The sequence below is a fragment of the Anaerolineae bacterium genome, from assembly GCA_016931895.1.
Taxonomy (GTDB): Bacteria; Chloroflexota; Anaerolineae; order 4572-78; family J111; genus JAFGNV01.
This window is the reverse complement of sequence record JAFGDY010000248.1, coordinates 36628-62734: the sequence shown is the minus strand read 5'-3', so window position 1 is coordinate 62734 and position 26107 is coordinate 36628. Positions and strand designations below refer to the sequence as shown.

Genomic DNA, 26107 nt, shown 5'->3' with positions numbered 1-26107 from the left:
AAGATACCATAATAGGGGGTGTATGTAGAGGTTGGGGGAGGCTCTTTGCGACATGTTATTTCGAGGAACGAAGTGACGAGAAATCTCCCCAGACTCTGCTCAAACCGAACATTTTAAGGGGATTTCTCGTTCCGCTACAGCCGCTACGCTTCCTACGCTCCACTCGAAATGACATGATCGCCGGAAATCCCGTCCAGGTGAATCCCCCCACGGTTACATGCGTTCCACAATAGGCTGTCAAGTTAGCAATTCAAGGAGCATTCAATGAGCATTATCAACGTTTCTCATCCCGCCGGCAGTTATCCCATTTACCTGGATAGGGGGGGGCTGGCCAAAACCGGCCAATATTTGGCCCAGTTGGGTTACCGGGGCCGCTGCGCCGTGATCAGCAATGAAACCGTTGGCCCGCTGCACGCGGAACCGTTGCTGGCCGGTTTGCGCGAGGCCGGTTTTGCCCCAACCCGCTTTGACATCCCGGACGGGGAACAATTCAAAACGTTGGCGACCGTTGCCGGGCTGTATCCCCAATTGGTGGCCGCCAAGCTTGACCGGCGCAGCCCGGTTATTGCCCTGGGCGGCGGCGTGGTTGGCGACCTGGCCGGTTTTGCGGCGGCTACTTTTTTGCGCGGCGTGCCGTTTGTGCAAATTCCAACCACTCTGTTGGCCATGGTAGACGCCAGCGTGGGCGGCAAAACCGGGGTGGATCTGCCCCAGGGCAAAAACCTGGTGGGCGCGTTCAAACAGCCGGAAATGGTAATAATGGACCCCAATGTGCTGTCCACTCTGCCGGAGGTGGAATTTCGGGCCGGGCTGGGCGAAGTGGTGAAGCATGGGATTATTGACGGACCGGAATTGTTTGCCATGCTGGAAGAAGGTGATTACGATATGATCCGCCTGCTGGACGAAGCGGTTCGGGTGAAGGTGCGCGTGGTGCAGGAGGATCCTTTTGAGCAGGGCCGGCGGGCGGTGCTGAATTTGGGCCATACTTTTGCCCATGCCTTTGAGTTGTTGTCTAATTTTGAATTGCGCCACGGCCTGGCGGTCTCCATTGGCCTGGCCTGCGCGGCCCGGCTGGCCACCCGGTTGGGTTACTGTTCCGGCGCTACCACCGAGCGCATCATCAGTTTGTTGGAGCAATTGCATTTGCCGTTCCAGCCCCCCCCTTACGCTTTTGCCGACGTGTGGGCCGTGATGTTCACCGACAAAAAACGCCAGGGCAACACCGTGCGTTTCATTTTACCCCGGGCCATTGGCCAGGTGGATATTTTTAACGATGTAACCGAGGCTGAAGTGCGGGCAATTTTGACGGGTTAATTTGGAAAAGAGAGGGCAAAGCGTGACAAAACCTGAAACCATTATCAGCGAAGAGAAAATATTCACCGGCCACGTGCTTGACTTCAGCCTGCGCCAGGTTCGTCTGGCTGACGGCCAGGTGGTCGGCCGCGAAATTGTGATTAACAAAGGAGCGGTGGTAATTGTGCCGCTGACCGGGAACAACGAAGTGCGTTTGCTCAGGCAATATCGCGCCGCCGCAGAGAAGTGGATCATTGAGCTTCCGGCGGGCGGACTGGAACCCGGCGAGGACCCCGACCTGGCCGCTCCCCGCGAATTGTTAGAGGAAACCGGCGACCAGGCGGCCACCTGGCAAAAACTGCACGGTTTTTACAGCGCGCCCGGCATTTTGACCGAATTTTTGCACCTGTACCTGGCCACAGACCTGACCCCCGGCCCCAACGCCGCTGAGTTCGACGAGCATATTGAGGTGATCACCGTACCCTGGGCCGAGGCTATGGCCATGATCCGTCGCCACGAGATTGAGGATGCCAAAACCATTGCCGGCTTGATGGTGGCCGGGCTGCACCTGGGCTTGAACCCGAAATAATCGAGGCGACGCCTAACGGGTAAAGATCCCTTTTCTGATGATCAATACTTCATTTCCACCAATTTGAAATTCGTAATTGACCTTTCTCACCTCTATCTCGTTTGCCTCAAAGTCTGCCGTTATCCTTTCAACATAAGCTGATTTATTTGCATTAACGTCTAACAGGGGAAATATTCTTGCTTCCCTTGAAACCCTTAACATTTCGTTAATAGCCTCAACGTGAAATTCATAAGACAAATTATCCGTATATAGAAATAAAAAGTGTGAACTCAGCGCAATGTCAAACTCGTTATCGGCAAACGGAAGATGGGGTAACGCGCCGGGGATGTATTTGCGGTCAAGCTTACCCTGCTCGTAAGAGTCTAAAAATAATTTCATCGCCCCCATTCTCATCCGGCCAAGTTCGGCCACAGACTTAATTCTATCCCATTTGAATTTCTCTTGATTTTGCCCGGTTTGCCTCAAAACGTCGGCGTAGGTTTCATCAATTCTTTGCTGTATTTCATTTCTGGTCAAGTTGTAAATGGGATCAACCGACACCACTCGCCCGCCGCGTTGGGTACATTCATAATTAAAACTGGCCGGGCCATCACCACAACCCAATATTTTTAAGGCCAATTCAGCTTCGCGCAAATCGAACATCCGCACATATTCGTCATAATTTCTGCCCCAGGGCACTACGTTGTTATACCGGAAGGTCATAACTCAGTAACTCCCTCACTTTTGCCCCCACATTCTTGGCCTTGACCAAAGCCTCACCCACCAAAACGGCATCAATGCCTTCTTTAGCCAAACGAGCCACGTCTGCCGCGTTATGGACGCCGCTTTCGGCCACAAAACAAACATCGGCGGGCACGCGCCGGCGAAGCTTGATACAGGTATTCAAGTCAACCGAAAAATCCCGCAGGTCGCGGTTGTTGACCCCGATGAGGCGGGGCTGCAAGGGCAATACGCGCTCCAACTCGGCCCGGGTGTGGACTTCAATTAAAGCCGCCATTCCCAACTGCCGGGACAAGGCCAGCAAGCCGGCCAGCTCCTTATCATTGAGCACGGCGGCGATGAGCAACAGGGCGTCGGCTCCGGCGGCTCGCGCCTGGTAAACCTGGTAGGGATGGAAGATGAAGTCTTTGCGCAGCACCGGCGGCGCCGGGCCGTTTTGGGGCAAATGGTTTTTGATTTGGGTGATATATTCCAACCGGCCTTGAAAGTACTTTTCGTCGGTCAGCACCGATAGCGCCGACGCGCCATTTTGGGCGTAAATTGTGGCCAGTGCCAACGGATCAAAGTTGCGGCGCAAAAGCCCCCGGCTGGGCGAAGCTTTTTTGATCTCCGCGATCAAGGCTACCCGGCCGGCGGCTCGCAAGGCGGCCACAAAGTTTTTGGGCTTGGGGGCCAGGGCAGCCTCAGTCTGCACTAACGCCATTACGCGAGTCTCCATTTGACGCGGTAATTCCTCGGTACGTTTATATTGGACAATTTCATCAAGAATGGTCATTCAAGCTCTCACCTGCCGGGTGAATTCCACAAAGCAATTCAATACATCTAAGGCTGCACTGCTATCAATACTTTCATTAGCCCGGTTAATTCCTTCGGCAAAACTGGCAACTTGACCCGCAGCCAACAGTGCCGCCGCCGCATTTAAAACCACCACCTCTCGCCGGGCGCCATTCTTTTTACCGGCCAAGATACCGCGAGTAATCTCAGCATTTTCTTCGGCGGTGCCCCCCAGCAACTCGGCAGGGTCGGCTTGTATAAGTCCCAGGGCCAGGGGGTCCAGCATTTCGGTGGTCACCTGGCCGTTTTGCAGGCGGCTTATTTTGTTGGGGCCGGTGGTCGTCAATTCATCCAAACCGCCGTGTCCGTGCACCACCAAAGCGCCCCGGCTGCCCAACTGACCCAATACTTTGGCCATAAGTTCGGTCAGCGCCTCATCGTACACTCCAATCACCTGCGCTAACGCCCCGGCGGGATTGGTCAACGGGCCAAGGGCGTTAAAAATGGTGCGGACACCCAACTCGCGGCGCGGGCCGATAGCGTGTTTCATGGCCGGGTGGTGCTTAACGGCAAAGAGAAACCCAATGCCCACTTCATCAATGGCCTCGGCCACCTGCTCCGGGGCAAGGTCTAAATTGGCCCCCAACGCAACCAGCACGTCGGCGCTGCCGCACTTGCTGCTGGCCGCACGATTGCCGTGTTTGGCTACTTTTTGGCCGGTTCCGGCCACCACAAACGCGGCCGTGGTGCTGATGTTGAACGTGCCGGAGCCGTCGCCGCCGGTGCCGCAGGTATCTACCAATTCTTCCGGCGGGGTGGCCGGGGTCACCTTTACCGACGAATGGCGCATGGCGCGGGCGCTGCCGGTGATTTCCTCTACCGTTTCACCCTTGAGCCGCAAGGCCATCAGATACCCCCCAATCTGGGCCGGCGTGGCCTCACCGGCCATAATTTGGGACATCACTGCTTCGGCTTCTGCCGCGCTGAGCGACTCGGCGCTCATTACTTTGTTAATGGCAGTTTTAATGGGCATGATCACTCCTGCTTCGCTCATTTTGGCTATAGCATTTACTTGACCGAGTTTGGGCGCTTCGATCTCCAAAAAATTACGCAACAACTCGTGTCCATATTCGGTTAAAATTGATTCGGGGTGGAACTGCACGCCAATGGTGGGATATTCCTTGTGCCGTAGGGCCATCACTTCCCCCCCCTCTTTGTTGCGGGCAATCACGGCCAAACAGCCGGGCAGCGGTTCCCGCACAATCAATGAATGATAGCGCGTGGCCGTGAAGGGGCTGGGTAAATTATGAAAAAGGCCGGTTTGGTCATGCTCAATCGGCGACACCTTGCCGTGCATCAATTGCCCAGCCCGCCCAATTTTGCCGCCAAAAGCCTGGCCTATGGCCTGGTGGCCCAGGCAGACGCCCAAAATGGGGATGTCTCGATAAAACCGTTTGACCAACTCCACCGAAATACCCGCATCGTCGGGCGTGCCCGGCCCCGGCGAGATCACGATTTGGTTTGGTTTTAAGGCCGTAATTCCGTCCGGGGTGATGGCGTCGTTCCGGCGCACCTCCACCTCCTGCCCCAACTCGCCCAGGTATTGGACCAGGTTGTAAGTGAAAGAGTCGTAATTGTCTATTACTAAAATCATTGTTGATCTCCTAAATGAATTAGAATTTAGAAATTAGAGAGTTTCCTCTTCTCTCCCTTCTCTCCTCTGTTACCCGTTTTCCGCGTAATCAACCGCCTCGGCCAGAGCTTTGGCCTTGTTCCAACTTTCCTCATATTCCCGCTGCGGATCGCTATCGGCCACTATGCCGCCGCCGGCCTGGATGTGCACGGTATCGCCCTGCATCACCACAGTGCGGATGGCAATGCAGGAATCCATCCGGCCGTCGTAGCCAATATAGCCAATCACCCCGGCGTAAAGTCCCCGGCGGGTATTTTCCAGTTCGTCAATTATTTCCATGGCCCGCACTTTGGGCGCGCCGCTAACCGTACCGGCCGGGAACGTGGCCCGCAACAAATCAAACGCATCCCGACCGGGTTTGATCTGGCCCCGCACGTCGGAAACAATGTGCATCACGTGGGAGTAACGCTCAATCACCATCATCTCTTCCATCCGCACCGAACCATAAGCGCACACCCGGCCCAAATCGTTGCGGCCCAAATCAACCAGCATTACGTGCTCGGCCCGTTCCTTTTCATCCTGCAACAATTCTTCGGCCAGGGCCGCGTCTTCTTCCACACTCTGGCCGCGCCAGCGGGTGCCGGCGATAGGGCGCAATTCGGCCAAACCTTCCTCCAGCCGCACGTGCATCTCCGGGCTGGCCGAAATGATGTGCAGCGGCGGGCTGCCAATACCGCCGGGGAAACGCATAAAGACCATGTAGGGTGAGGGATTGTGCATCCGCAAAGCGCGGTAGATGCCAAACGGATGCGCCGAGGTACGGCGCGACAAACGCTGCGATAGCACTACCTGAAAAATATCACCGGCGGCAATGTATGCTTTGGCCTTTTTCACAATGGCCTTGTATTCGTCCAGAGTAAAATTGGCTTCCAGGCCATTGTGAGGCACGTGGCCGGGAGGCGGCACTTCCGGCAACGGCGCGTTGAGCCGGGCCACCACCTCGTCAATCCGGGAAATCGCGCGCCGGTAGGCGGCGCGCACGTCGCCGCGGGTCAGATCGGCGTTGGAGACCACCTGCAATCGCTGGCGGGCGTGGTCAAAAACCACAATGGTGTGCGCAATCAAAAAGGCCATGTCGGGGATGTGCAAAGCGTCGGGGTTGTCGTCGGGCAATCGCTCAAAGTAACGGACCGCATCATAACTGACAAAACCCACCGCGCCGCCAATGAAACGCGGCAAATCGGGCAGGCGCACGGGTTTGTACCGGGCCATCTCGGCTTTCAGCACGTCCAGGGGGTCAGACCCGTTTTCCAGGCGCACCATCCGGCCGTGCCCGCCGCCGGCCATGTAGACTTCATTACCAAATGCCGTCATCACCCCCCGCGGCCGCACCCCAATAAAAGAGTACCGGGCCACCTGTTCGCCGCCCGAAACCGACTCCAACAGGAAACAAGGTCCCTCATCTTGCAATTTAAGATAGATACTGACCGGCGTTTCCATATCCGCTGGTAAATCGCGATAAACCGGGACCAGGTTTCCCTGCTGCGCCATTGTTTCTACCTGCTCTAAAGTTGGTTTGTACATATTTGGCTCCTTTGTTTATTCAACAAAACAAAAAACCTCTCGCCCTCTGGAAATTCTTTGTTTAAAGATTCCCCAGGGACGAGAGGTTTATTTCTCGCGGTGCCACCCTGTTTAGACCGCCGCGCCAAGATAAACAAAAAACCTCGCGTGAAACACACGAGGTTTGCTCGGTGGGCCAGTCTCACTCAACAGATACGCCATTTTTGTTTGCCAACAAAAACGTGAATATCCGGCTCCCGGCTAACGGTGGAGTCTCCGTCGCCGCCTACTTGCCAGGCCGGTTCAGCCCGGTTTTTGGGGCGCAACTCGCGGGGCCATTCACCGCTCACGCGCGTGCCGCGTTCACACCAACCGGCGGCTCTCTGAACGTCGTTTGAGCGGTTACTTTTCCCGGTCACAGTCTTTATTATTAAATGAGAACACAATGTAACACATGAGTTTGGATTTGTCAAGAAGTTTTTGACATAAACCGGTTTCCCAGGCAAAATAAACCAAGCAAGACAAATTATCTATTTTGACCCCAATCTGAATTGGTGGTATAGTAATTTTGGGTCAACGGTGCCCCCTAGGCCGGGTAAGGCAGGATAGGGGGTTTTATTTTTTGTTGAACAAAGAAGGGAAGCTGGTGTATGCGCATTGGCATTGATGCACGACTGGTATTTTACAACCGAGCAGGAATTGGTCAATATATTATCCGATTAATAGAGGCGCTGGCCAGCCTTGAACCCAAAGACGATAGATTCATCCTTTTGCAAAGCAGAAAAGACAAATCCTCTATTATCCACAGCAATGGCTTTGAACGAAAATCAGTGTGGACGCCCAGCCACAATCGTTTTGAACAGACCGGGCTAAGATTTGAGATTTCCAGATTGGGCCTGGACTTGCTCCACAGCCCCGACTTTATTCCCCCTTTCAAGCGCAAGTGCAAATCGGTCATCACCATCCACGATCTGGCCTTTTTACTTTACCCGCATTTTTTGACCAAAGAAAGCGCCCGCTACTACGGCCAAATTGACCATGCCTGGCGCAATACCGATCACATCATTGCCGTGTCCGAAGCCACCAAACAAGACAGCATCAACATGCTGGGCGTGCCCGAAAAGAAAATCACCGTTATCCACGAAGCGGCCAATCCCATTTACCGCCCCATGTCCAAGGCCGAAGCGCAGCAGGTGGCCGAAGAAAAATACAAACTCAACCGGAATTTTATCCTGTTTGTCAGCACCATTGAGCCGCGCAAAAATCTACCCGGCCTGCTGCAAGCTTTTCGCCGCCTGCGTGATGAGTACAAACGAGACGAGATTTTGGCCCTGGCCGGCGTTAAAGGTTGGCTGTGGGAAGAAGTTTATGAAACGGTGGACAAACTAAACCTGAAAAAACACGTGGCCTTTTTGGGGCGCGTTCCCTCTAATGACCTGGTTTACCTGTATAGCGCCGCCAATCTGTTTGTGCATCCCTCGTTTTACGAAGGTTTTGGCCTGACCCCGCTTGAAGCAATGAAGTGCGGCACGCCAGTGATCGTCTCCAATACCTCGGCCCTGCCCGAAGTAGTCGGCGACGCCGCCCTGATGGTAGACCCTCACGACATTGACGGCCTGACCGTGACCATGTGGCGCGCCCTCACCGAAGAAGAATTGCGGCAAGATTTGATCCAAAAAGGCTTCAAACGCGCTCAAAAATTCTCCTGGCAAGAAACGGCCAAAAAGACGCTTGAAGTTTATCACAAGATAGGAAGGGAGTAAATGAGCAGCGAGCCGGCGCATCAGCGAGTCAGCGAAAAAGCGATTCATGGTCTTGCTGATTCCCTAACTTGCTGATTTGTGGCAGCATGCGGATCTTACTTTTAACGCCCCAACGGCCCTATCCTCCCCACCAGGGCACCACCCTGAGAAACTTCAACCTGGTCAAAGAATTGGCCAAGCGCCACACCGTCTGTGTGCTCACTTTTTTGGAGCCTGACCAAGACCCGCACGATCCCGGCCCTCTGCCCAACCTGTGCGAATGGCTAGAAACCATTCCCGCCACCCAACGCAGTACGAGCCTCCGCTTGCGCCAGATGTTGACCACCTCCCGCCCCGATATGGGCTGGCGCCTCTGGTCGCCTGATTTGAACGAGCGCCTGGCCCAACGCCTGCGCCAACAGCCGTTTGACGTGGTGGAGATTGAAGGCATTGAAATGGCCCCCTACCTGCCAACCATCGCCGCCGCCCGGCCTCGCCCCCTGGTTATCTACGACGCCCACAACGCTGAGTGGATTCTGCAAAAGCGGGCTTTTCTGGCCGATCTCAAAAGTCCGGCGCGCTGGCCCGCCGCCGCTTATAGCTGGGTGCAGTGGCATCGCCTGCGGCGCTACGAGGCGGATATGCTGCGCCGGGTTGACCACACCGTGGCCATGTCTGCGCCGGATAAAGTGGTGCTGCGCGACGTGGCCCCCACCGCGCCCATCACCGTTGTCCCCAACGGCGTTGACTTTAACGTGTTCGGCCGCTTCCGGGGCGCGCCTATTCAGCACGACCTGATTTTTACGGCCAAAATGGACTTTCGGCCCAACGTTGACGCCGTGCTCTGGTTTAGCCGGCACGTGCTACCCCTCATCCAGGCCCAACGCCCCCATACCACCTTTGCCGTTGTCGGCCAACGGCCTCACCCCCGCCTGGATACGCTACGCTGTAATCCCAACATCGTTATTACCGGCTACGTTGACGCCATGCCGCCTTACATTGCCGGAGCAACGGTATATGTAGTGCCCTTGCGGGTTGGCGGCGGCACGCGCCTGAAAATACTAGAGGCGATGGCTATGCGTAAACCCATTGTCTCAACCACCGTTGGGGCCGAAGGATTCCCCGTAGTGAACGGGCAAGAATTAATCCTGGCCGATGAGCCGGAGGATTTTGCCCGGGCTGTTCTTGATCTTCTGGACAATCCCTCTCGCCGCATCAGATTGGGCGCAGCCGGAGAAGCTTTTGCCAGAGCCAACTATGGCTGGGACACCCTGGTGCCGCAACTGGAAAAAGTGTACCAACAAAATCACCAGCGGCGACAAACCACGCATCGCTGAATTAACCCCTTTTTAAGAAATCAGCAAATATACAATTTGTATTCTTGGGCTGCGCCGCCGATTGTGGTACAATTTACCCTGCATTATGTCTTGAAAGGAAAGGACGGATAGGAGCTGAAGCGGTTATGTTTAAAAGTGTAGTAAAAACTATTTTTGGCGACCCTCATCAAAAAGAGATCAAAAAACTCACCCCCCTGGTTGAAGAAGTTAATGCGCTTGGCCAGGAAATGAAGCGCAAGAGCGATGCCGAACTGCGCCAGATGATGGCCGACTTTCGCCGGCAATTGGCCGAAGCCACCGCCGAGCAGAGGGCTGAAGTAAAAAATCTACACCAGCAAGTCACCGAGGCCGTTCGCGGCGAACGCCAGCGGCTGCAAGTGCAATTAGAGCAGGCCGAAAAACGTCTCCTCAAGTGGGAAGACCAATTGATGCAAGAGATTCAGGCCCAGGTGTTTGCCGCCGTGCGCGAAGCCAGTTGGCGCGCCATCGCTCACCGCCATTTTGACGTGCAGGTGGTTGGCGGCGCGCTGCTGCACCAGGGCCGGGTGGTGGAAATGCGCACCGGCGAAGGCAAAACCCTGGTGGCCACCATGCCGCTGGTGCTCAATGCCCTGCTTGGCCATGGGGCGCACTTGATTACGGTAAACGATTACCTGGCCAAGTTCGGCTGTCAATGGATGGGGCCGGTTTATCACCTGCTGGGTTTGAGCGTGGCTGTGATTGAAAGCGCCGGGCACGGCGGCGTTGACAAAGCCTCGTTTAAATATAATCCCGCCTACCACAACGAGGACGACCGTTACCAACATTTGGAACCCATCACCCGCCGCGAGGCTTACGCCTGCGACATCACCTACGGCACTAACAACGAATTTGGCTTTGACTACCTGCGCGACAACATGGTGCCTGATTTAAGCATGGTCACCCAAAAAGAGCTGCACTACGCCATCATTGACGAGGTGGACAACATCCTGATTGACGAAGCCCGGACGCCGCTGATCATCTCCGGCCAGGCCGAAGAAAGCAGCGAGTTGTACCAGAAATTCGCCCAACTCGTGCGCCCCTTAAAAGCCAGCAGTAAAGAAAGCGTGGAAGCTGAAGACCGGGAGCCGGACGGCGACTACGTGGTTGACGAAAAATCGCGTGTGGTTTACCTCACCGAACGGGGCATCGAAAAGATTGAAAGAGTGCTGGGCGTGGAAAACTTGTACGAAGGCGAAAGCGCGGCCATGACGCCCTACCTAGACAACGCGCTCCGGGCCAACGTGCTCTTCAAACTTGATGTTGACTACGTGGTGCAAAACGGCGAAGTGATCATTGTAGACGAATTTACCGGGCGACTGATGCACGGGCGGCGCTACAGCGAGGGTCTGCACCAGGCCATTGAGGCCAAAGAAGGCGTTAGCGTGCGGCACGAAAGTTTTACCTGGGCCACCATCACCTTCCAAAATTTCTTCAGAATGTACAACAAACTGGCCGGGATGACCGGTACCGCCGAAACCGAAGCCGAAGAATTTGGCAACATCTACAACCTGGAAGTGAGCGTGCTGCCGACCAACGTGGAATACCGGGCCATGCAGGGCGATCTCATTGAAGAAACCCATAAAGAGAACGGCGTGGCCGTTACCACCTACCACAGCCCGGACAACGGCCAGCTTTATTACAAACGGGTGGACTATCCCGACGTGATTTACAAAAGCCCCCAGGCCAAATTCAAAGCCATTGTGGAAGAAATCAAAACCCTGCAAGAAGCCGGCCAGCCGGTGCTGGTAGGCACCATTGCCATTGAAACCTCGGAATACCTGTCCAATTTATTGCAAAGGCAGGGGGCTAAACACGAAGTGCTCAACGCCAAACAGCACGAGCGCGAAGCCAACATCATTGCCCAGGCCGGGCGGCCTGGCTCGGTGACCATTGCCACCAACATGGCCGGGCGCGGCGTGGACATTTTGCTTGGCGGAAACGCAGAGGGCCTGGCCCGCGACGAACTGCGTAAACGCGGCGTGGATTTGACCGAGGTTGATGCGGAGCTATGGGAAAAAACCCTGGCCAAATGGACGGACATTGTGGCCGAAGACAAACAAAAAGTGAAATCATTGGGCGGCCTGCACGTGGTGGGCACGGAGCGTCACGAAGCCCGCCGCATTGACAACCAGTTACGCGGGCGGGCCGGCCGGCAGGGCGACCCCGGTTCCAGTCGCTTTTTTGTTTCCCTGCAAGACGATTTAATGCGGCGTTTTGGCGGCCAAAACGTGGCCAATTTGATGGAACGGTTTGGCGTAGACGACAACATCCCCATCGAGGCCGGCATTGTCAGCAAATCCATTGAAAATGCCCAAACCAAAGTTGAAGGTCATAACTTTGATATCCGCAAACACCTGCTCAAATACGACGATGTTATCAACCAACAACGCGAAGTAATCTATGCCGAGCGGCGCCGCATTCTCAGCAGCGCCAGCCTCAAAGAGAACATTCAAACCATGGTTGAGGCGCATCTGAGCGGGCTGGTGCAAAACTTCACCGCTGGCGAAGACCCGGAGGAGTGGGATCTGACCGCTTTATATAACGCGGTGCGCACCATTATGCCTTTGCCGCCCACCCTCACTACCAACGCCTGGGCCAACCTGTCGCCGGAGGAAATTGAAACCCAAATCCTGGAACTGGCCGACAAAAATTACGAGCAAATGGAGAAGGTGCTAGGGCCGGAAGAACTGCGGCGGGCCGAAAAGGGATTAATGCTCCAGATTGTCAGCACCTTGTGGGTGCGGCACCTGACCGCGCTCGATGAGTTGCGCCAGGGCATTGGTCTGCGTGCTTTTGGCCAACAAGACCCGTTGGTGGCGTTTCAACGAGACGCCTACGAAATGTTTGGCCAGTTACGGGCCGCCATTCAAGAAGAAGTGGTGCGCCGCATTTATCACCCGGCCGTTCAAGTGGAAGCCCCCCGGCCGCAGCAGTTGCAGGCCCAACACCCGGACGCAATGGCCGCCAGCCGCATGCAGGCCGAAACGCCGGGCGCGGTTCGGCAAACGCCCGCGCCCGTGCGCGTGCAAAAAACACCGGGCCGAAACGAGCCGTGCTGGTGTGGCAGCGGCAAAAAGTACAAACACTGTCACATGAAATCGGATCTGGCCGGCGGTAACGGTCAAAGCGGCGCAAAAGAACCGGCCCGGGCCGGTTCAGCCGTTGCCGGCGCCAACAGAAAAAAGAGACAGGCCAGAGCGCGCCGGCATTAAGCCCCCTTGCCCTGAGCCGATACCCGCTCACAATTCATAAATACTGTTGCATTTTCTGAGTGATGATGCTAAGATAGAGAACGGTAATGCTTTTGCCATTTATTAACGGTGAGGTATGACCGGCCAGCAGTAAGTAGTACAAAATAACTCCAACATTTAAAATTCTTATTCTATCCGACTACCCTGTAGTAGTTTGCCGGGTGGGGAGGACTTATCCCGTAAATTTTCTAGTCAAAGGAGGGCATAACTTTGACTGCGAACAACGATGACTTCACAACTCGATTGATGGATGATATGGATCCCACTTTACTTGACTTTGTCAAGAAAAAGGTAAATTCATTTATCAAGTGGGACCTGGTAAGATTCTTCTACGAAAACCCTCACACTGCCGACACGGTAGAAAACATTGCCAAATACGCCGGCAGAAATACAGAGGCGGTCAGGCCAGAGTTAGAAGATTTGGTTGAAAGTGGGATTATGCAAAAGAAAGTGTTGCATGATACCCCCATTTATTCGCTTTCAACCGATGAAACCATGCGCGCCCTGGTTGATAAGTTTATCTTGGCTTGTGAGGACAGACATTTTCGGGTCAAAGCGGTTTACCACATCATTCGGGGCATGCGGTAGGGTTAAAAAGAAGTCTTCAGGAGCACCTTTACTTCACAATGTTAGGAGCACCAATGGATAGGGTAAAAACAGGTATCAAGGGCCTGGACGAAATGTTAGGCGGTGGTTTTATCAGAGAAACCGCCAATCTTGTCGAAGGCGCGCCCGGCACCGGCAAAACTTGCCTGGGCATGCAATTTATTTACAACGGCATTGTCAAAGCCAACGAGCCTGGTTTGATCATTACGTTTGAAGAATTTCCCCAGCAATATTATCACGACGCGGCCGCCTTTGGCTGGGATTTTATGGACCTGGAAAAAAAGGGGCTGCTTAAGATCATTATGACCAGCCCCGAAGTGAGCCGCCTGGACATTGAGAGCGTAGGCGGCATGATTGAAAACTCCGTTAATGAAATGGGCGCGCGCCGGGTAGTGGTAGATAGCATGACCCATTTTGCCCGCCTGTCACGCGAGTCGGTTGAATTACGCAGCCTTGAATTTGCCTTTATCAACGCCCTCAAACGACAGGACCTGACCAGCGTGCTGACCCGAGAAAGCCCGGTGCTTTTAGGCGAATCCAAAGAAGAGACCCACCTCAGCTTTGTGGTTGACTCTTATACTATTCTGCGGTATGTGGAAATAGAATCGGCTATCCACAAGGCTCTGCTAGTTTTAAAGATGCGCGGCAGCGACCATGCCAAAGATATCCGGCAGTACGACATTACTTCTACCGGCATCGAAGTACAATCCAAGTTTGAAGGACGGGAGGGCATTTTAAGCGGCAGCCCTCGCCGCATGGCCGATTCTTTTGTTGAAGCTTTTGTAAAACGCTAAACCGTTTTCTCAAACACTCATGCCCGAATTGGAGAGTTCTATCAACCTCATCAGCTTTTGGATAACTATTTACACCTGGGGGGCGGCGGGCGCGCTCTTGCTTTTTTTGTTCTTTATTGCCCAATTTTATGAGAAAAAGTCAGGACAGCGGGCTTACTATCCTGCTTTTCTGGTTTCCATTGTGCTGTTTGCCGTTGCTGCCTATTTTTACGCACCTTTAGCCCCGGCCATTACCGGTAATTTTTGGGGAGATCTAGCCCGTTTTGCGGGAGGAGTGATGGTGATAATATTTGGACTGCTGCTATTTAAGTTAATGATGGGGGGACGCGCTTAACCGGAGATGACATCATCATTAGGCACTTTGGGAACTTTGTCGCTAATTGTTGTTTTTTATATTTTAGCCAAACTTTCGGAAAGATTCGGCTCTGTGGTAAAAATGCTCCCCCTGTATCGTTATTATTACCTGGCCATTGGCCTGGCCCTCATTAGCGCAGCCGTCCATCTTATTTTGGGCACAAACCTGATCTCAAATATACCCCCCTGGTTTTCTAACTCGTGGTTCCTGTTAGGGGCTTATCATCTTCCATTAGCCATTAGTGTGACTATAAGCCTTTATGTTACCTGGCGTTATTGGAGTTGGCTGATTACAGAACTCAACGAATAGGCGATGATGACCCCAGCCGTTTTTACTAAAGAGGTTATTGAATTTCTTATTCACTCAGGCTGGCGGCAATTTTTTCTGGATGAGCAATTCAAATTTTCTCCACCCTTTCCTGCCCTGGCCGAATTGTCCACTATTGCCCCCGATATCCTGGAAAATACTCCTTTCCTGAACATTTTTGGCGATACAGACCAAAAAAATTTGGATTCGCTATTACGGCAATTGGCTGCGGGTTCCATACAAACCATTTTGGCAACTGCCTTCTTGCGCCAATCCGGGCCAAAGGATCACGAGGGGGGAGGGGTTGAATTGATTCTGTACCTCACAACGGCAGAAAATACCCAAAGCCATTATATTGGCTTCATCCGCCCCTTGCCCGCAGCGCCCGCTCAAAAAAATATTGTTCAACCAGAAAGTTCCTCCAAAATTGAAGCCCTGGAAGGTTTGCTGGAGGCCAGCCGCGCCCTCAATACCCTTGATTTACAAAATATCCTCAATACCATTGTGCAAAGGGTGAGCGTGTTGCTAAAATCCAACCATACGGTAGTTTACCTGGCCGACTATCAGACCCAAAAACTCAACCCCACCGCCACCCACAGCAGCCCCGATATGGCCCATGTGCCCACCCCGGCCTTTAACTTTGAAAAAGGCACGGTGGGGTGGGTTTTGAAACACCGGCAACCGCTCTGCATTAATGACGTAACCAAAGATGATCGGTTTTTATATGTCAGCCCCGACTCGCACCTGATTGCCAACCTGATCTCCACCCCGCTCATTGTTAAGGGCGAAGCCATTGGCGTTTTAGAAGCTACCCACAAATCGGACGGCGTAGCGTTTACCGAAGATGATGTCGCTTTACTCTCGGCTTTTGCCAGCCAGGCGGCCGTGGCTATCCACCATGCCCGCTTATTCCAGGAAACAAACCAACGCCTGGCCGAGGTCTCCACCCTCTATACCCTGGCCGATCAACTGACCAAGGTATTAGAATTGGACCGGGTGATCGAGTCAAGCGTAACGATTTTAAAGCACGCTTTGGATTGCAGCAGTTGTTGCCTTTTTTTAAAGCAAAAAACAGAGCAGGCCGAAACATTGGCGCTTAAATTATGTAGCGGCTGGCTAAAGACAAAACAAAATGACGCTAAAATAAATTATATTACGCAATTGGCCAATAAACTCATCGCCAAACCTAGCCCCATCTATCTGCAAAATGTCAATCTGGCTGAACCAAAACAAACTTTTAATAACCAGGAGGTCTCAAAACAGCCGCCCTTAGGTTCAGTAATGATCATGCCCCTGCTGGTCAAAGAAGAATTATTGGGCGCATTAGTCATTAACGACCAAAAAATCAATGCCTTTGGCCAGGCTGAAGGACGTTTATTGACCATTGCCGCGGCCCAAATATCAACCGCCATTGAAAATGCCCGGCTTTACGATAATCTGGAACAGCGGGCCACGGAACTTGAGGCTGCTTTGAATGAAGTGGCCGCCACTAATCATTTAAGGTCAGAGTTTGTAGAAAACGTTTCGCACGAGTTGCGCACCCCCCTGACTTTTATTAAAGCCTACATCGCCTTGATTTTGGAGAATAGCCTGGGCCAAATTCCGCCGGCAGTCAGGGAAAAATTAGAAATCATTTCTCACAAAACAAACGCCGTTATCCGCCTGGTGGAAGACCTGGTCTCTTTACAAAGGTTAGAATCAGGCAATCTAAGGTTTGAGTCTATAGCCACCCATACCTTAATTGTCCGCGCCACCGCCGGCGCTATTGCCGGCGCAGCCGAGTATAACATAAAAATTGTACTCGATAGCGCGCCGGATTTACCCCCGGTACGGGTAGATGTTGATAGAATTGGGCAGGTATTTGATAATTTAGTAGGCAATGCGCTAAAATTTAGCCCGGGTGGAGAAAAAATCAACATTACGGCCAGGCAAGATGGAGACAGAATCAAGTTTTCGGTGCAAGATTACGGCAAAGGCATACCGGCCAATCAATTGGACAAGATTTTTGAGCGATTTTACCAGGTGGCGGATTCGTCCTCGGCCTATGGTGGAGCCGGGTTAGGTTTAACCATTGTCAAACAAATTGTGGAAGCGCATGGGGGGGAAATAACTGTGCAAAGCAAGGTTAATCAGGGCAGCACTTTTTCGTTTTGGCTCCCCATTGATCAATAGAAATTTTCTATCGGCTGATTTTAAGCATGACCCAAACAAGTTCCTTTCAAGAAAAAAACAATCTCAAACTCCGCGATCTCCGCAGCATTTTTTTTAACCTGCCCAAGATTGATTTACATCGCCATCTTGAAGGCAGCTTACGTTTATCTACCCTGTCTGAGATTGCTCATCAGCACGGGGTAGACTTACCTAGCTGGAGTTTGGAGGAGTTACGCCCTTACGTGCAGGTGATTGACGATCCGCCTGATTTTGTTGGTTTTCTGGCCAAATTTAAACTCTTGCGTAGATTCTATTCCAGCCGGGAGGCCGTTATCCGGGTAGCCTATGAAGCCATTGCCGATGCCGCCGAAGACAACATTCGTTACCTTGAACTGCGTTTTAATCCGGCGGCCCTGGCCCTTAACCAGGGGTTCAGTTTTGAAGAAGTAACCGATTGGGTCATCCTGGCCGCCAATCAGGCTCAAGCCGAGTACCCTATTCAAGTGCGTTTGATTGTGCAGATGGGCCGGCACGAGCCACAATACGCCCGTCAACTGGCCGAAATAGCCGCCGACAAGCAGGATAGGGGCATTGTGGCGGTAGACATTGCCGGAGACGAAACAAATTACCCCCTCACCGACTTTATTGAAGTGTTTGATTGGGCCAAAAAGCAGGGGCTACACATCACGGCCCACGCCGCCGAAGCCGGTCCGCCGCATCACGTCAGAGAAGCCATTGAAAAACTGGATGCCGAAAGAATTGGCCACGGCGTGCGCTCCAGGGAAGATGTGACCATTGTGGATTTGCTGAAACAACGCAAAATGGTCCTGGAAATGTGCCCCACCAGTAATCTGCAAACCGGCATCATTCCCAAATTGAGCATGCATCCTTTGTACGCTTTTTATCAACTGGGCATTCCGGTAACCATCAATACCGATGATCCCTCCATTTCAAATACCACCCTCACCGATGAGTTCCTGGTGGCCAATCGCGGTATTGGCGTGCCTTTTCGCTGTTTGGCCGAGATGATTATGAACGCGGCCAGAGCCGCCTTTTTACCCGAACCGGAAAAAACAAGGCTGGTAGAGTGGTTTGAAAGAGCTTTGAAAAAAAGCTTGGCCGGCCTGCCCCACACATAATGTCACCCCTCTTCCCTGCTTTGAAACGCCGTTTCACCCTCTTCTGGAAAGGAGGGGGAGGAGACAGATTTTTTGCTTCGCCCGGCAAAAGGCAAAGACGGCCTGATTAATTCCAAACCGCTGCGCGCCCAAGATTTCTGCCCCACTTTGATGGTTTGGAGTAATAAAAAACTCAGCCCCGCCGCTAAAAGCGCAATCGCCCCCGCGCCCAATAATTGCGCCTGCAACTGCCCTGGCCAATCAGAAACATAACCGGGCGCAACCACCAACCCAGATACGCCCTGTCCGGCCACGCCCTTATACTCCGCCAGCCCAACCCCATTCCAGCCCCAACCGGCCCGGCCATCGGCAAATAGAGCCACCAACAGCAAACTGATTATCGCGCTAACGCCATAAGTGGCCAAAATGCCCGGTTCATCGGCCAAACGCAAACCCTGGTTAAAGAGGTAGGTCAGTAAGGGTAAAAGTAGACCCATCACCAAGCCGGCTGCGACCAATATCCAGGGGGGCATAAACGGCGCGCCGGCCACGGCCACCACCAATCCCGCTACCAACCCCCGAGAAATCATCAAAACATTAATCCGGCCGGTGGTAAACCGGCAATAACCGGCTGTAGCTAAGGCGGCGCTCAGGGCCGCCAAAAGGCCATTGACCGCAGCCTGGGCCGGGCTAAAATTAACGGCAGCGGGAGTGTGGTCCCCGGCGGCCAGACCAAACCAACCCAGCAGCATCAACCCGGCCCCCAACATTCCCAAAATAGGCAGATAGGCCGAGGGCATTGGCGTAACCGGGCCTAACCCTTCTTCAGTCGGCTCACCGGCTTCAGGATGGTAAACCGTCAGGCGCGTATCCGTAGGCACCAAAACCACCACCTCTTCCGGCTCGTTTTGCCTATCCTCAGCAATAGGCGCTTTAAAAAGAAGCAACGCTATCAAGGCTGCTAAACTGCCGGCCCCAAAAATAACACTCGCCCCACCAAAATCCACCAATCCATGCCCCCACCCCAAACTGACCCCCAGGTGAAAAAGCCAGCCGCCGCCCCACAGCCAATTACCGCCCACCGGATAAAGCAAGGCCCCGGTAAATAAACCCATCAGCATAGCCATCCCCCCCCGGCCTCGCCGGAGTAATATCCCTGCCGGCAACAGGGCCGCCAGCCCCACCAACGATAAATGGCCGGCAAAAAGTTGAAACACCCTATCCGTCATTGCCCCCCCGGTTAAGGCCCAACCTTGCCAGGCAATCACACCCCAAAGCCGGGTTATTTCCCATTCAACCGATTGGCCCAACAAATACCATTCCCAATACAGGCCGCTCAACTCCGGTTCAGAGCTAACCTGGGCAATCCCGCCAAAATGAAAAGCAAAACCCACCCCAAAATAAGCCAGGGCCGCCGCCGCCCACGTCAACAACAAATTAATAGCCATCGCCGGAGCCTGCTCTTCAGGCAGAACGCTGCTCATCAACAAAATCAGGCCAATAGGCAACAGCAACATCAACGCCACCGGAAATAGGTTAACAAAGTTGTTCCCTGCCTCGGGTGCAGCCGACCGGGCAAAGACCGGCCTAGCTGCGGCCAGAAACAGTGCCAACAAGATCAATATAACTCCAATACGTTTAGACACACGCCCTCCGATATCTAAATTTACAGGATGAGCCTCCAGGATTTGTATTATTCCCAATAATACCAGAAGGGATTTTTTCTTCAAAAAAAGCCCGCTCCTACTTTTGGCGACAACGCCGACCTATGATAACATGGAGTATCCATCATTACTTTTAACAGCGGAGGTAGTTCTGGAAGCAAACGAATTAGTCCATGCCGTGGTAGACATTATTGCCGGCAAAAAAGCCACCAACGTTTTAACGTTGGATATGCGGAATATCACCTTGCTGGCGGACTATTACATTTTGTGCGATGCCACGTCGTCCCGGCAAATCAGGGCCATTAGTGATGAATTAATGGAGAAGCTCAAATGGGCCGGGGCCAGGCTGGCCGTAATGGAAGGCACGCCTGAATCTGGCTGGATGTTGATTGACTTTGGCTCGGTGATTGTCCACATCTTCTCGCCGGAACAGCGGGCTTATTATCAATTGGAAGAATTATGGCAAGATGCGCCAATAATGATGCGGATGTTATAGTTTTTGCAGCCTAATGGACAAGCAACAAACCTCCCTAGAAACTTCGCTTGGTTGCGGTTTACTGGGCTGCGCCGGAGACGCTATTTTGGGTTTCCTGGCCGGGGGACTCCTGCTGTCGCTGCTGGCCCTGGTGGTGGCGGTGGCTGCGCCGGCGCCCGCTCCGATGCAAACCGCTTCTCCCGACCTACGACTAACTATACGGGAAGACTTTTTGAACAGGTTTATCCAGCACAACGCTGAAGACAACGTGCGAGTAGAGCTTCTCCCCGGCCGCCAATTCAACCTCTCCGTTGACACCTCCCTGTCCGTATTGGGCGCGTCGGTGCCGGTGCAAATAGTAGGCTTATTTGAGCTTCAGTTAAACGGCCAGGCTATCGAAATCCGGCTGCTCGATACCAGGGTCTCGGACCTCACCCTCCCCGCCGAATTGACTCATTTTTTCGACGAGGCCCTGGCCGAGATCAATACCGAGTTGAACATCGCCGTGGATAACGTGTCAGCCGCCCTGGAAATACCTTTGGTTTTTACCGGCCTGGGTAGCGACGAGACCACTTTTTGGCTGGAAGCCAGGGAGGCCCAATGAATCGCTGGGGCTGCTTTGGTTTAACCCTGGGCGGGCTGCTGGGCCTGTTGCTGGCCATGCTGTTTTTTGTCTGGGCGCGGCAAGTGGCCTCATCGCCAATTACCCCACCGGTTTCGGTGGCCACTGCCGATGTGACCCTGTTCCTTTCGGAACGCCTATTGAGCCACATCGCCACCGATGCGCTGCAAACGCCCAGCCTGGTTGACCTGAACGCGGGCGGGCAAATGGAGGTCACCACGCGGGCCACCCTGGGCCGGCTGAAGCCGGTGGTTCACCTGGGTTTGTCGCTTGAGGCGCAAGATGCGCAGGTGACCAGCCAACTGCACTGGGCGCAAATGGGGTTTCTCAAAATCCCCGCCAATTGGCTGCCCCCAACCATTATCGCCCTGGGCGCCCGGCCCGGCGAAACCATTACCCAACAAATTCCCCCTGGCTTTGAGGTGGTGGGCCTGGCCACCACGGCGGACGGCCTTGAGTTCCGGTTGAATTGGGTGGGGCCGCCATAAATCAAACCCTATCCGCCAACCTTTTTGCCTGATATTGGGTGCATCCCAAAATTTTGGCGGCAGGGACGGAACATAGTCCTGTCCCTATCCGATGGCCTAAAAATTAAAACTGCCCCCTTGATGTTGCCTCCATCCAATTCGGAGCTATAATTACGTTTTGTCTCTTTAGTTGGGGGCGGCTTGGGCCGCCTCTTTGCCCAAATTTAGCTTTATTGAACCTGAAACTTACAACGAAAGGAAACACAATGGGCACAAGCAAAGTAGCCGTTCTAAAAACGTCGCCGCAAACCGTGCTGGCCGACTACCACCGGTTGATGAACCTGGCCGGTTACCAAAACGTGATAGCCAAAGACGCCGACACCGCCCTGAAGGTCAACATCTCCTGGCACTTCTTCTTCCCCGGCAGTTCAACCACACCCTGGCAAATGGAAGGCGTTATCCGGGCCATGCAGCAGGATGGCTACGACCCCAACCTGATCCACGCCTGCCACAACCGGACGGTGGTAATTGACGCTCACCTGGGCGAAAGAGAGAACAAACAACTCAATGTGGTTGAAGCCCACCACCTGCGCAACATCCACCTTTACGAAGGCGAAGAATGGATCCACATCCAGGATGCGGTGGGCGATCTGACCAAAGAGTTTTTATGCCTGAACAACGTTTACCGCAACGGTTTTTTCATCCCCAAACGTTTCATCGGCGAAAACATTATCCATTTGCCTACGGTCAAGACCCACATTTTCACCACCACCACCGGCGCCATGAAAAACGCCTTTGGCGGCCTGCTCAACGAACGCCGGCACTGGACCCACCCCGTTATTCACGAAACCCTGGTGGACCTGCTGATGATCCAGAAAAAGATCCATCGCGGCGTATTTGCCGTGATGGACGGCGCCTTTGCCGGCGACGGCCCCGGCCCCCGCTGTATGACGCCTTACGTTAAAAACGTCATCCTGGCCAGCGACGACCAGGTGGCCATTGACGCCATTGCCGCCAAAATGATGGGCCTTGACCCCTTATCAATTAAGTTCATTCGTTTGGCCCACGAGATGGGGCTGGGTTGCGGCGATCCCCGCGACATTGAGATTGTGGGCGACCCGCAGGCGGCCGGGGAGAACTGGCGCTTTGTTGGCCCGTTCAAAAAAATGACCTTTGCCTCGCGCATGCAGCATAAAATTTACTGGGGGCCGCTCAAAAAACCCCTCGAGTGGTCGCTCAAAACCGTGCTGGCCCCCTGGTCTTACATTGCCAGCGTGGTTTATCACGATAGCTTCTGGTATCCCCTGCTGGCCCGGAAGCACATGGATAAAGTTCTCCAAAGCGAATGGGGCCGCCTGTTCCGCAATTGGGAGCAACTCACGCCCACCGAGTCGGGCTTTCCGACGGTAGGCGAGGCAGGCGCGGAATTGAAGCGCACGGGCTGGAACGCCTTTTTCCGCTCTTTGGGGATATTAGGCACCGCCGTTAAAGAAGCGCCGGAGTTTGCCGCCCACCAGCGCCGAACCGCCGCTAAAGAAACATAACCAATTAAGCCCTTCGGTCCCAGGATGACCGGCTGCAAACTCAATGAGCAAAGCCGCGGCGTAACTATTCAGGTGATGTCATTCTGAGCGAGGAACGAGCGAAGAATCTCCATGCAGTCTACCAAAAACGAAGCAAAGCAGTGTCGCATGGGGATTCTTCGGCCTATGGCCTCAGAGCAACATGGCAAGGTGAGCAGCAGGCCAGCCTGCGTCTCGGCCCCATTTTGCCCTCTCCAAACAGCGGTGCTATACTTGTTTTTGGCTATCAAACGGTGGTAAAACCTGTACTGAATCCCAATTATCTACAAACCAGTTATGAATCCCATATCCTTTAAGCTAACGGCCTGCATGGCGGGCGGATTGCTTTTTTTTAGCGCGGGCTGTGGCCCTATTTTCCAGGGGGAGGGGGGAGCGATCCCCATCCAGGAAAAGGAAACCCCTGTTCCGGATTCCACTCCCCAAGTGGTTGCGGCTGCCGCTACAATCAGCCCGAAAGATACCGCGGCGCAGGCCCCGGTTTTGGCTAAACCTGCGCCCCCGCCCACGCCAACCCTTGAACCAATGCCCATTCCCGTGCCAGACGGCCCACCTTATGCTTACCACACCATTGCCGAGGGTCAAACCTTAAGCTACATCGCCCTGCTGTATAATACCACCGTTGAAGAACTGGTGGCGATGAATCACCTGGCCGCGCCAACGGCGCTCATCCAAACGGGCCAATTGTTGCGCATCCCGTTGCAGATCAAAACCATTGCCCCGGCCACGCCGCTACTGCCCGATAGTGAGGTGGTGTACGGCCCCGGTTACGTTGGTTTTAATATAACCGAATTTGCCAACAGCCAGGGCGGTTATCTGGCCACTTACTATGAAAATGTAGACGGCCAGGAGTTGACCGGCCCCCAGGTGGTTGAGCGCGTGGCCCAGCAATTCAGCGTTGGCCCCCGCCTGCTGCTGGCTCTGCTGGAGCATTACGGCAGTTGGGTTACTAACCTGCAACCTTCAGCAGAACAGTTGCGCCTGCCGTTGGGGCCGCGCAATCCCAAGGGGGGCAGTCTTTACCAGGCTTTGAGCTTTACGGCCAATCGCGTTAACGCCGGTTATTACGGCTACAAACGCGACGGCTTTTGGGTGTTCCAATTGGCCGACCGCAACCGGGCCATTACCCCCCAGGGGGTCAATGCCGGCACCGTGGGCGTGCAAAACATCCTGGCCATTCACTCGGATGGGGAAACTTGGCCGCAGGAACTGGGGCCAGATGGTTTTGCGGCCACTTATCGGGCGCTCTTTGGCGACCCATTTGCCTATGCCGTGGAGCCGGTAGTGCCCATTACGCTCACCCAGCCGCCCCTCAGCCTGCCCTGGTCTCCCGGCGAAGGGTTCTACTTTAGCGGCGCGCCTCACCCCGCCTACGCCGACGGCAGCGCCTGGGCCGCCATTGACTTTGGCCCGCCCGATGTGTTGGGCAATTGTTTTTACTCTCGCGCGCCCAATACGGCAGCAGCGGATGGCGTAATTGTGATTGCGCGTCAGGGCGAAGTTCAACTTGACCTGGACGGCGACGGCTATCTGCAAACCGGCTGGGTGCTGTTGTATCTACACCTGGCCCTGGATGTTGACACGCCGGTGCAAGTAGGGCAACATGTAAGCGAGGGAGACGTGATTGGCTACGCCTCTTGCGAAGGGGGGCCGTCCAATTCCAGCCACGTCCACTTTGCCCGCCGCTACAACGGCGAGTGGATGGACGCGGGCAGCCCCGTGCCCCTCGTCCTGTCGGGCTGGCAGGTACAGCCCAACCTCATTCCTTACGAGGGTTTCATTACTAATGGGGTTGACGTCCGCGAGGCGTGCCAGTGTTGGGATGCCGACCGGAACTTAATTGTACGCACGGAGTGAAAGAACAAGTATGGTTGTCATCAGAGCCATTGTTCGGTTTATTGTTTTTGTGATTGCCATTGGCGCCATTGTGGTTATTTTGGGTGCCGGTTACTGGGCCTTTACCCAGCAGGCCGAGGAAACGGCGGCGTCCATTTCGGTGGGCGATGCCTCGATGGCCCACTCGCCGCAAAATATTGAAGAATTTTTCCTGGGCCTGTACCTGCAAACCCAGGCGGAAACCATCAATACGCCCGTCTCCAACGATCCCTCTCCTGTGCCCTTTACCGTTGACCTGGGCGAAACCGCCTTCTCCATCTCTAACAAATTGATAGAGCAAGACCTTATTACCGACGCCGACCTGTTCCGTCTCTTCTTACGCTACAACGGCCTGGACGCCAGGCTGGAAGCTGGCGACTATATCTTGCGGCGGAACATGAACTTCCGCGAGATTGCGGAAACGCTACAAAAAGCCAACTTTGAAGAAGTGACCGTCTCTGTTCTGCCCGGCTGGCGCGCCGAGCAAATTGCCGACATGCTGACCCAGGAAGGGATCATGGATGGCCCAGTTTTCCTGGCCTTTGTGCGCCAGGGCACCGGCCTTGATCACCCCCTGCTGGCCGACCTGCCGCCCGGGGCCTCCTACGAAGGGTATCTTTTCCCCGATACTTACCGCATCCCGGCCAACGGCACGCCCGAAGATTTGATCATCCGCATGCTCGACAACATGGCCGGCAAACTTCCGGCCAACGTCCTGGACCTGGCTGCGGCGCAGGGTTATTCCTTCCGCGATATTTTGATCATTGCCTCCATTGTTGAACGTGAAGCCGTGGTCCCGGAAGAACGGCCAACCATTGCCAGCGTTTACCTCAATCGCCTGGCCCAGGGCATGTATTTGCAAGCCGACCCCACGGTGCAGTACGCCATGGGGTATCAAACCGACACAGGCCAGTGGTGGAAAACGCCCGTTACCCTGGAAGAGTATTCCCAGGTCAATTCGCCCTACAACACCTACCTGAATCCCGGCCTGCCGCCCGGCCCCATTGCCAACCCTGCCGCCTCTTCCATTATGGCCACGCTCCAGCCCGAACAAACAGATTACCTTTTCTTTATGGGCTGCGGCGGTGAAGGAGCGCACCTGTTTGCCGTGACCTATGAAGAACACCAAATTAACGTTGCCGCCTGTGGCGGGGGGCAGTGAACCAAAAGC

At 54.2% G+C, this 26107-nt stretch carries 22 protein-coding genes and 1 other annotated feature; of the genes, 17 read left to right on the top strand and 5 right to left on the bottom strand.

Annotated features, from left to right (window positions below; all coding sequences use genetic code 11):
* Positions 1 to 264: 264 nt before the first annotated feature.
* Together aroB and JW953_19145 are read left to right on the top strand one after the other, a co-directional pair.
* The gene (gene aroB, locus JW953_19150; protein ID MBN1994823.1) at positions 265 to 1314 is read left to right on the top strand and encodes a 3-dehydroquinate synthase; all 1050 of its coding nucleotides are present in this window, start codon (positions 265 to 267) and stop codon (positions 1312 to 1314) included.
* 22 nt (positions 1315 to 1336) lie between these two features.
* Complete coding sequence (locus tag JW953_19145) at positions 1337 to 1882, top strand: NUDIX hydrolase (protein ID MBN1994822.1); 546 nt, start codon at positions 1337 to 1339, stop codon at positions 1880 to 1882.
* Between the two features lie 12 nt (positions 1883 to 1894).
* Here the strand turns inward: JW953_19145 and JW953_19140 are convergent, their stop codons facing one another.
* The 4 genes from JW953_19140 to trpE all read right to left on the bottom strand — a co-directional run bounded on the left by JW953_19140 (position 1895) and on the right by trpE (position 6593).
* Entirely contained in the window at positions 1895 to 2584 is a 690-nt protein-coding gene (locus tag JW953_19140) for an SAM-dependent methyltransferase (GenBank protein ID MBN1994821.1), read from the bottom strand.
* A complete protein-coding gene (trpC, locus tag JW953_19135) occupies positions 2568 to 3377 on the bottom strand; it encodes an indole-3-glycerol phosphate synthase TrpC (GenBank protein MBN1994820.1) in 810 nt (269 codons plus the stop codon). The genes JW953_19140 and trpC overlap by 17 nt, the downstream gene beginning before the upstream one ends.
* Entirely contained in the window at positions 3378 to 5030 is a 1653-nt protein-coding gene (locus tag JW953_19130) for a bifunctional anthranilate synthase component II/anthranilate phosphoribosyltransferase (protein MBN1994819.1), read from the bottom strand.
* Between the two features lie 69 nt (positions 5031 to 5099).
* Positions 5100 to 6593 carry an anthranilate synthase component I gene (trpE, locus tag JW953_19125; GenBank protein MBN1994818.1) on the bottom strand — a complete coding sequence of 498 codons (1494 nt, stop codon included), beginning with the start codon at positions 6591 to 6593 and terminating at the stop codon, positions 5100 to 5102.
* Positions 6594 to 6664: 71 nt separating this feature from the next.
* Positions 6665 to 7000: a binding site (T-box leader), on the bottom strand.
* Positions 7001 to 7222: 222 nt separating this feature from the next.
* On the opposite strand from trpE, the gene JW953_19120 reads away from it, so the two are divergent.
* From JW953_19120 to add, 9 genes are all read left to right on the top strand, one after another.
* Entirely contained in the window at positions 7223 to 8335 is a 1113-nt protein-coding gene (locus JW953_19120; GenBank protein ID MBN1994817.1) for a glycosyltransferase family 4 protein, read from the top strand.
* 86 nt (positions 8336 to 8421) lie between these two features.
* Positions 8422 to 9651, top strand: a complete 1230-nt coding sequence (locus JW953_19115; protein ID MBN1994816.1) for a glycosyltransferase — start codon at positions 8422 to 8424, stop codon at positions 9649 to 9651.
* A gap of 125 nt (positions 9652 to 9776) precedes the next feature.
* Positions 9777 to 12884: an SEC-C domain-containing protein gene (locus tag JW953_19110; protein ID MBN1994815.1), complete on the top strand. Its 3108-nt coding sequence runs from the start codon at positions 9777 to 9779 to the stop codon at positions 12882 to 12884.
* 249 nt (positions 12885 to 13133) lie between these two features.
* Positions 13134 to 13511: a hypothetical protein gene (locus JW953_19105; protein ID MBN1994814.1), complete on the top strand. Its 378-nt coding sequence runs from the start codon at positions 13134 to 13136 to the stop codon at positions 13509 to 13511.
* 53 nt (positions 13512 to 13564) lie between these two features.
* Entirely contained in the window at positions 13565 to 14323 is a 759-nt protein-coding gene (locus tag JW953_19100) for an ATPase (protein ID MBN1994813.1), read from the top strand.
* Between the two features lie 19 nt (positions 14324 to 14342).
* Complete coding sequence (locus JW953_19095; GenBank protein MBN1994812.1) at positions 14343 to 14657, top strand: hypothetical protein; 315 nt, start codon at positions 14343 to 14345, stop codon at positions 14655 to 14657.
* Between the two features lie 6 nt (positions 14658 to 14663).
* Positions 14664 to 14987: a hypothetical protein gene (locus JW953_19090; protein MBN1994811.1), complete on the top strand. Its 324-nt coding sequence runs from the start codon at positions 14664 to 14666 to the stop codon at positions 14985 to 14987.
* A gap of 3 nt (positions 14988 to 14990) precedes the next feature.
* Positions 14991 to 17156, top strand: coding sequence for a GAF domain-containing sensor histidine kinase (locus tag JW953_19085; GenBank protein ID MBN1994810.1), 2166 nt, complete (start codon positions 14991 to 14993; stop codon positions 17154 to 17156).
* 26 nt (positions 17157 to 17182) lie between these two features.
* Entirely contained in the window at positions 17183 to 18274 is a 1092-nt protein-coding gene (gene add, locus JW953_19080) for an adenosine deaminase (GenBank protein ID MBN1994809.1), read from the top strand.
* Between the two features lie 2 nt (positions 18275 to 18276).
* On the opposite strand, the gene JW953_19075 is transcribed toward add, so the two are convergent.
* Entirely contained in the window at positions 18277 to 19899 is a 1623-nt protein-coding gene (locus JW953_19075; protein ID MBN1994808.1) for a hypothetical protein, read from the bottom strand.
* A gap of 130 nt (positions 19900 to 20029) precedes the next feature.
* Between JW953_19075 and rsfS the strand changes: the two genes are divergently transcribed.
* The 6 genes from rsfS (at position 20030) to mltG (ending at position 26098) form a co-directional block, all read left to right on the top strand.
* Complete coding sequence (gene rsfS / locus JW953_19070) at positions 20030 to 20413, top strand: ribosome silencing factor (GenBank protein ID MBN1994807.1); 384 nt, start codon at positions 20030 to 20032, stop codon at positions 20411 to 20413.
* 13 nt (positions 20414 to 20426) lie between these two features.
* The gene (locus tag JW953_19065) at positions 20427 to 20996 is read left to right on the top strand and encodes a hypothetical protein (protein MBN1994806.1); all 570 of its coding nucleotides are present in this window, start codon (positions 20427 to 20429) and stop codon (positions 20994 to 20996) included.
* The gene (locus JW953_19060; protein ID MBN1994805.1) at positions 20993 to 21502 is read left to right on the top strand and encodes a hypothetical protein; all 510 of its coding nucleotides are present in this window, start codon (positions 20993 to 20995) and stop codon (positions 21500 to 21502) included. The genes JW953_19065 and JW953_19060 overlap by 4 nt, the downstream gene beginning before the upstream one ends.
* Positions 21503 to 21747: 245 nt before the next feature.
* Positions 21748 to 23025, top strand: coding sequence for a DUF362 domain-containing protein (locus tag JW953_19055; protein MBN1994804.1), 1278 nt, complete (start codon positions 21748 to 21750; stop codon positions 23023 to 23025).
* A gap of 315 nt (positions 23026 to 23340) precedes the next feature.
* A complete protein-coding gene (locus JW953_19050) occupies positions 23341 to 24918 on the top strand; it encodes a LysM peptidoglycan-binding domain-containing protein (GenBank protein ID MBN1994803.1) in 1578 nt (525 codons plus the stop codon).
* A 10-nt stretch (positions 24919 to 24928) separates the two neighbouring features.
* Positions 24929 to 26098: an endolytic transglycosylase MltG gene (gene mltG / locus JW953_19045; protein MBN1994802.1), complete on the top strand. Its 1170-nt coding sequence runs from the start codon at positions 24929 to 24931 to the stop codon at positions 26096 to 26098.
* Positions 26099 to 26107 lie beyond the last annotated feature (9 nt).

Excerpts from the sequence above, each read along its gene's own strand:
- aroB (MBN1994823.1), top strand. The coding sequence starts at position 265 with ATGAGCATTATCAACGTTTCTCATCCCGCCGGCAGTTATCCCATTTAC.
- JW953_19140 (MBN1994821.1), bottom strand. The coding sequence starts at position 2,584 with ATGACCTTCCGGTATAACAACGTAGTGCCCTGGGGCAGAAATTATGAC.
- trpC (MBN1994820.1), bottom strand. The coding sequence starts at position 3,377 with ATGACCATTCTTGATGAAATTGTCCAATATAAACGTACCGAGGAATTA.
- JW953_19130 (MBN1994819.1), bottom strand. The coding sequence starts at position 5,030 with ATGATTTTAGTAATAGACAATTACGACTCTTTCACTTACAACCTGGTC.
- trpE (MBN1994818.1), bottom strand. The coding sequence starts at position 6,593 with ATGTACAAACCAACTTTAGAGCAGGTAGAAACAATGGCGCAGCAGGGA.
- JW953_19120 (MBN1994817.1), top strand. The coding sequence starts at position 7,223 with ATGCGCATTGGCATTGATGCACGACTGGTATTTTACAACCGAGCAGGA.
- JW953_19115 (MBN1994816.1), top strand. The coding sequence starts at position 8,422 with ATGCGGATCTTACTTTTAACGCCCCAACGGCCCTATCCTCCCCACCAG.
- JW953_19110 (MBN1994815.1), top strand. The coding sequence starts at position 9,777 with ATGTTTAAAAGTGTAGTAAAAACTATTTTTGGCGACCCTCATCAAAAA.
- JW953_19100 (MBN1994813.1), top strand. The coding sequence starts at position 13,565 with ATGGATAGGGTAAAAACAGGTATCAAGGGCCTGGACGAAATGTTAGGC.
- JW953_19095 (MBN1994812.1), top strand. The coding sequence starts at position 14,343 with ATGCCCGAATTGGAGAGTTCTATCAACCTCATCAGCTTTTGGATAACT.
- JW953_19090 (MBN1994811.1), top strand. The coding sequence starts at position 14,664 with ATGACATCATCATTAGGCACTTTGGGAACTTTGTCGCTAATTGTTGTT.
- JW953_19085 (MBN1994810.1), top strand. The coding sequence starts at position 14,991 with ATGATGACCCCAGCCGTTTTTACTAAAGAGGTTATTGAATTTCTTATT.
- add (MBN1994809.1), top strand. The coding sequence starts at position 17,183 with ATGACCCAAACAAGTTCCTTTCAAGAAAAAAACAATCTCAAACTCCGC.
- rsfS (MBN1994807.1), top strand. The coding sequence starts at position 20,030 with ATGGAGTATCCATCATTACTTTTAACAGCGGAGGTAGTTCTGGAAGCA.
- JW953_19065 (MBN1994806.1), top strand. The coding sequence starts at position 20,427 with ATGGACAAGCAACAAACCTCCCTAGAAACTTCGCTTGGTTGCGGTTTA.
- JW953_19060 (MBN1994805.1), top strand. The coding sequence starts at position 20,993 with ATGAATCGCTGGGGCTGCTTTGGTTTAACCCTGGGCGGGCTGCTGGGC.
- JW953_19055 (MBN1994804.1), top strand. The coding sequence starts at position 21,748 with ATGGGCACAAGCAAAGTAGCCGTTCTAAAAACGTCGCCGCAAACCGTG.
- JW953_19050 (MBN1994803.1), top strand. The coding sequence starts at position 23,341 with ATGAATCCCATATCCTTTAAGCTAACGGCCTGCATGGCGGGCGGATTG.
- mltG (MBN1994802.1), top strand. The coding sequence starts at position 24,929 with ATGGTTGTCATCAGAGCCATTGTTCGGTTTATTGTTTTTGTGATTGCC.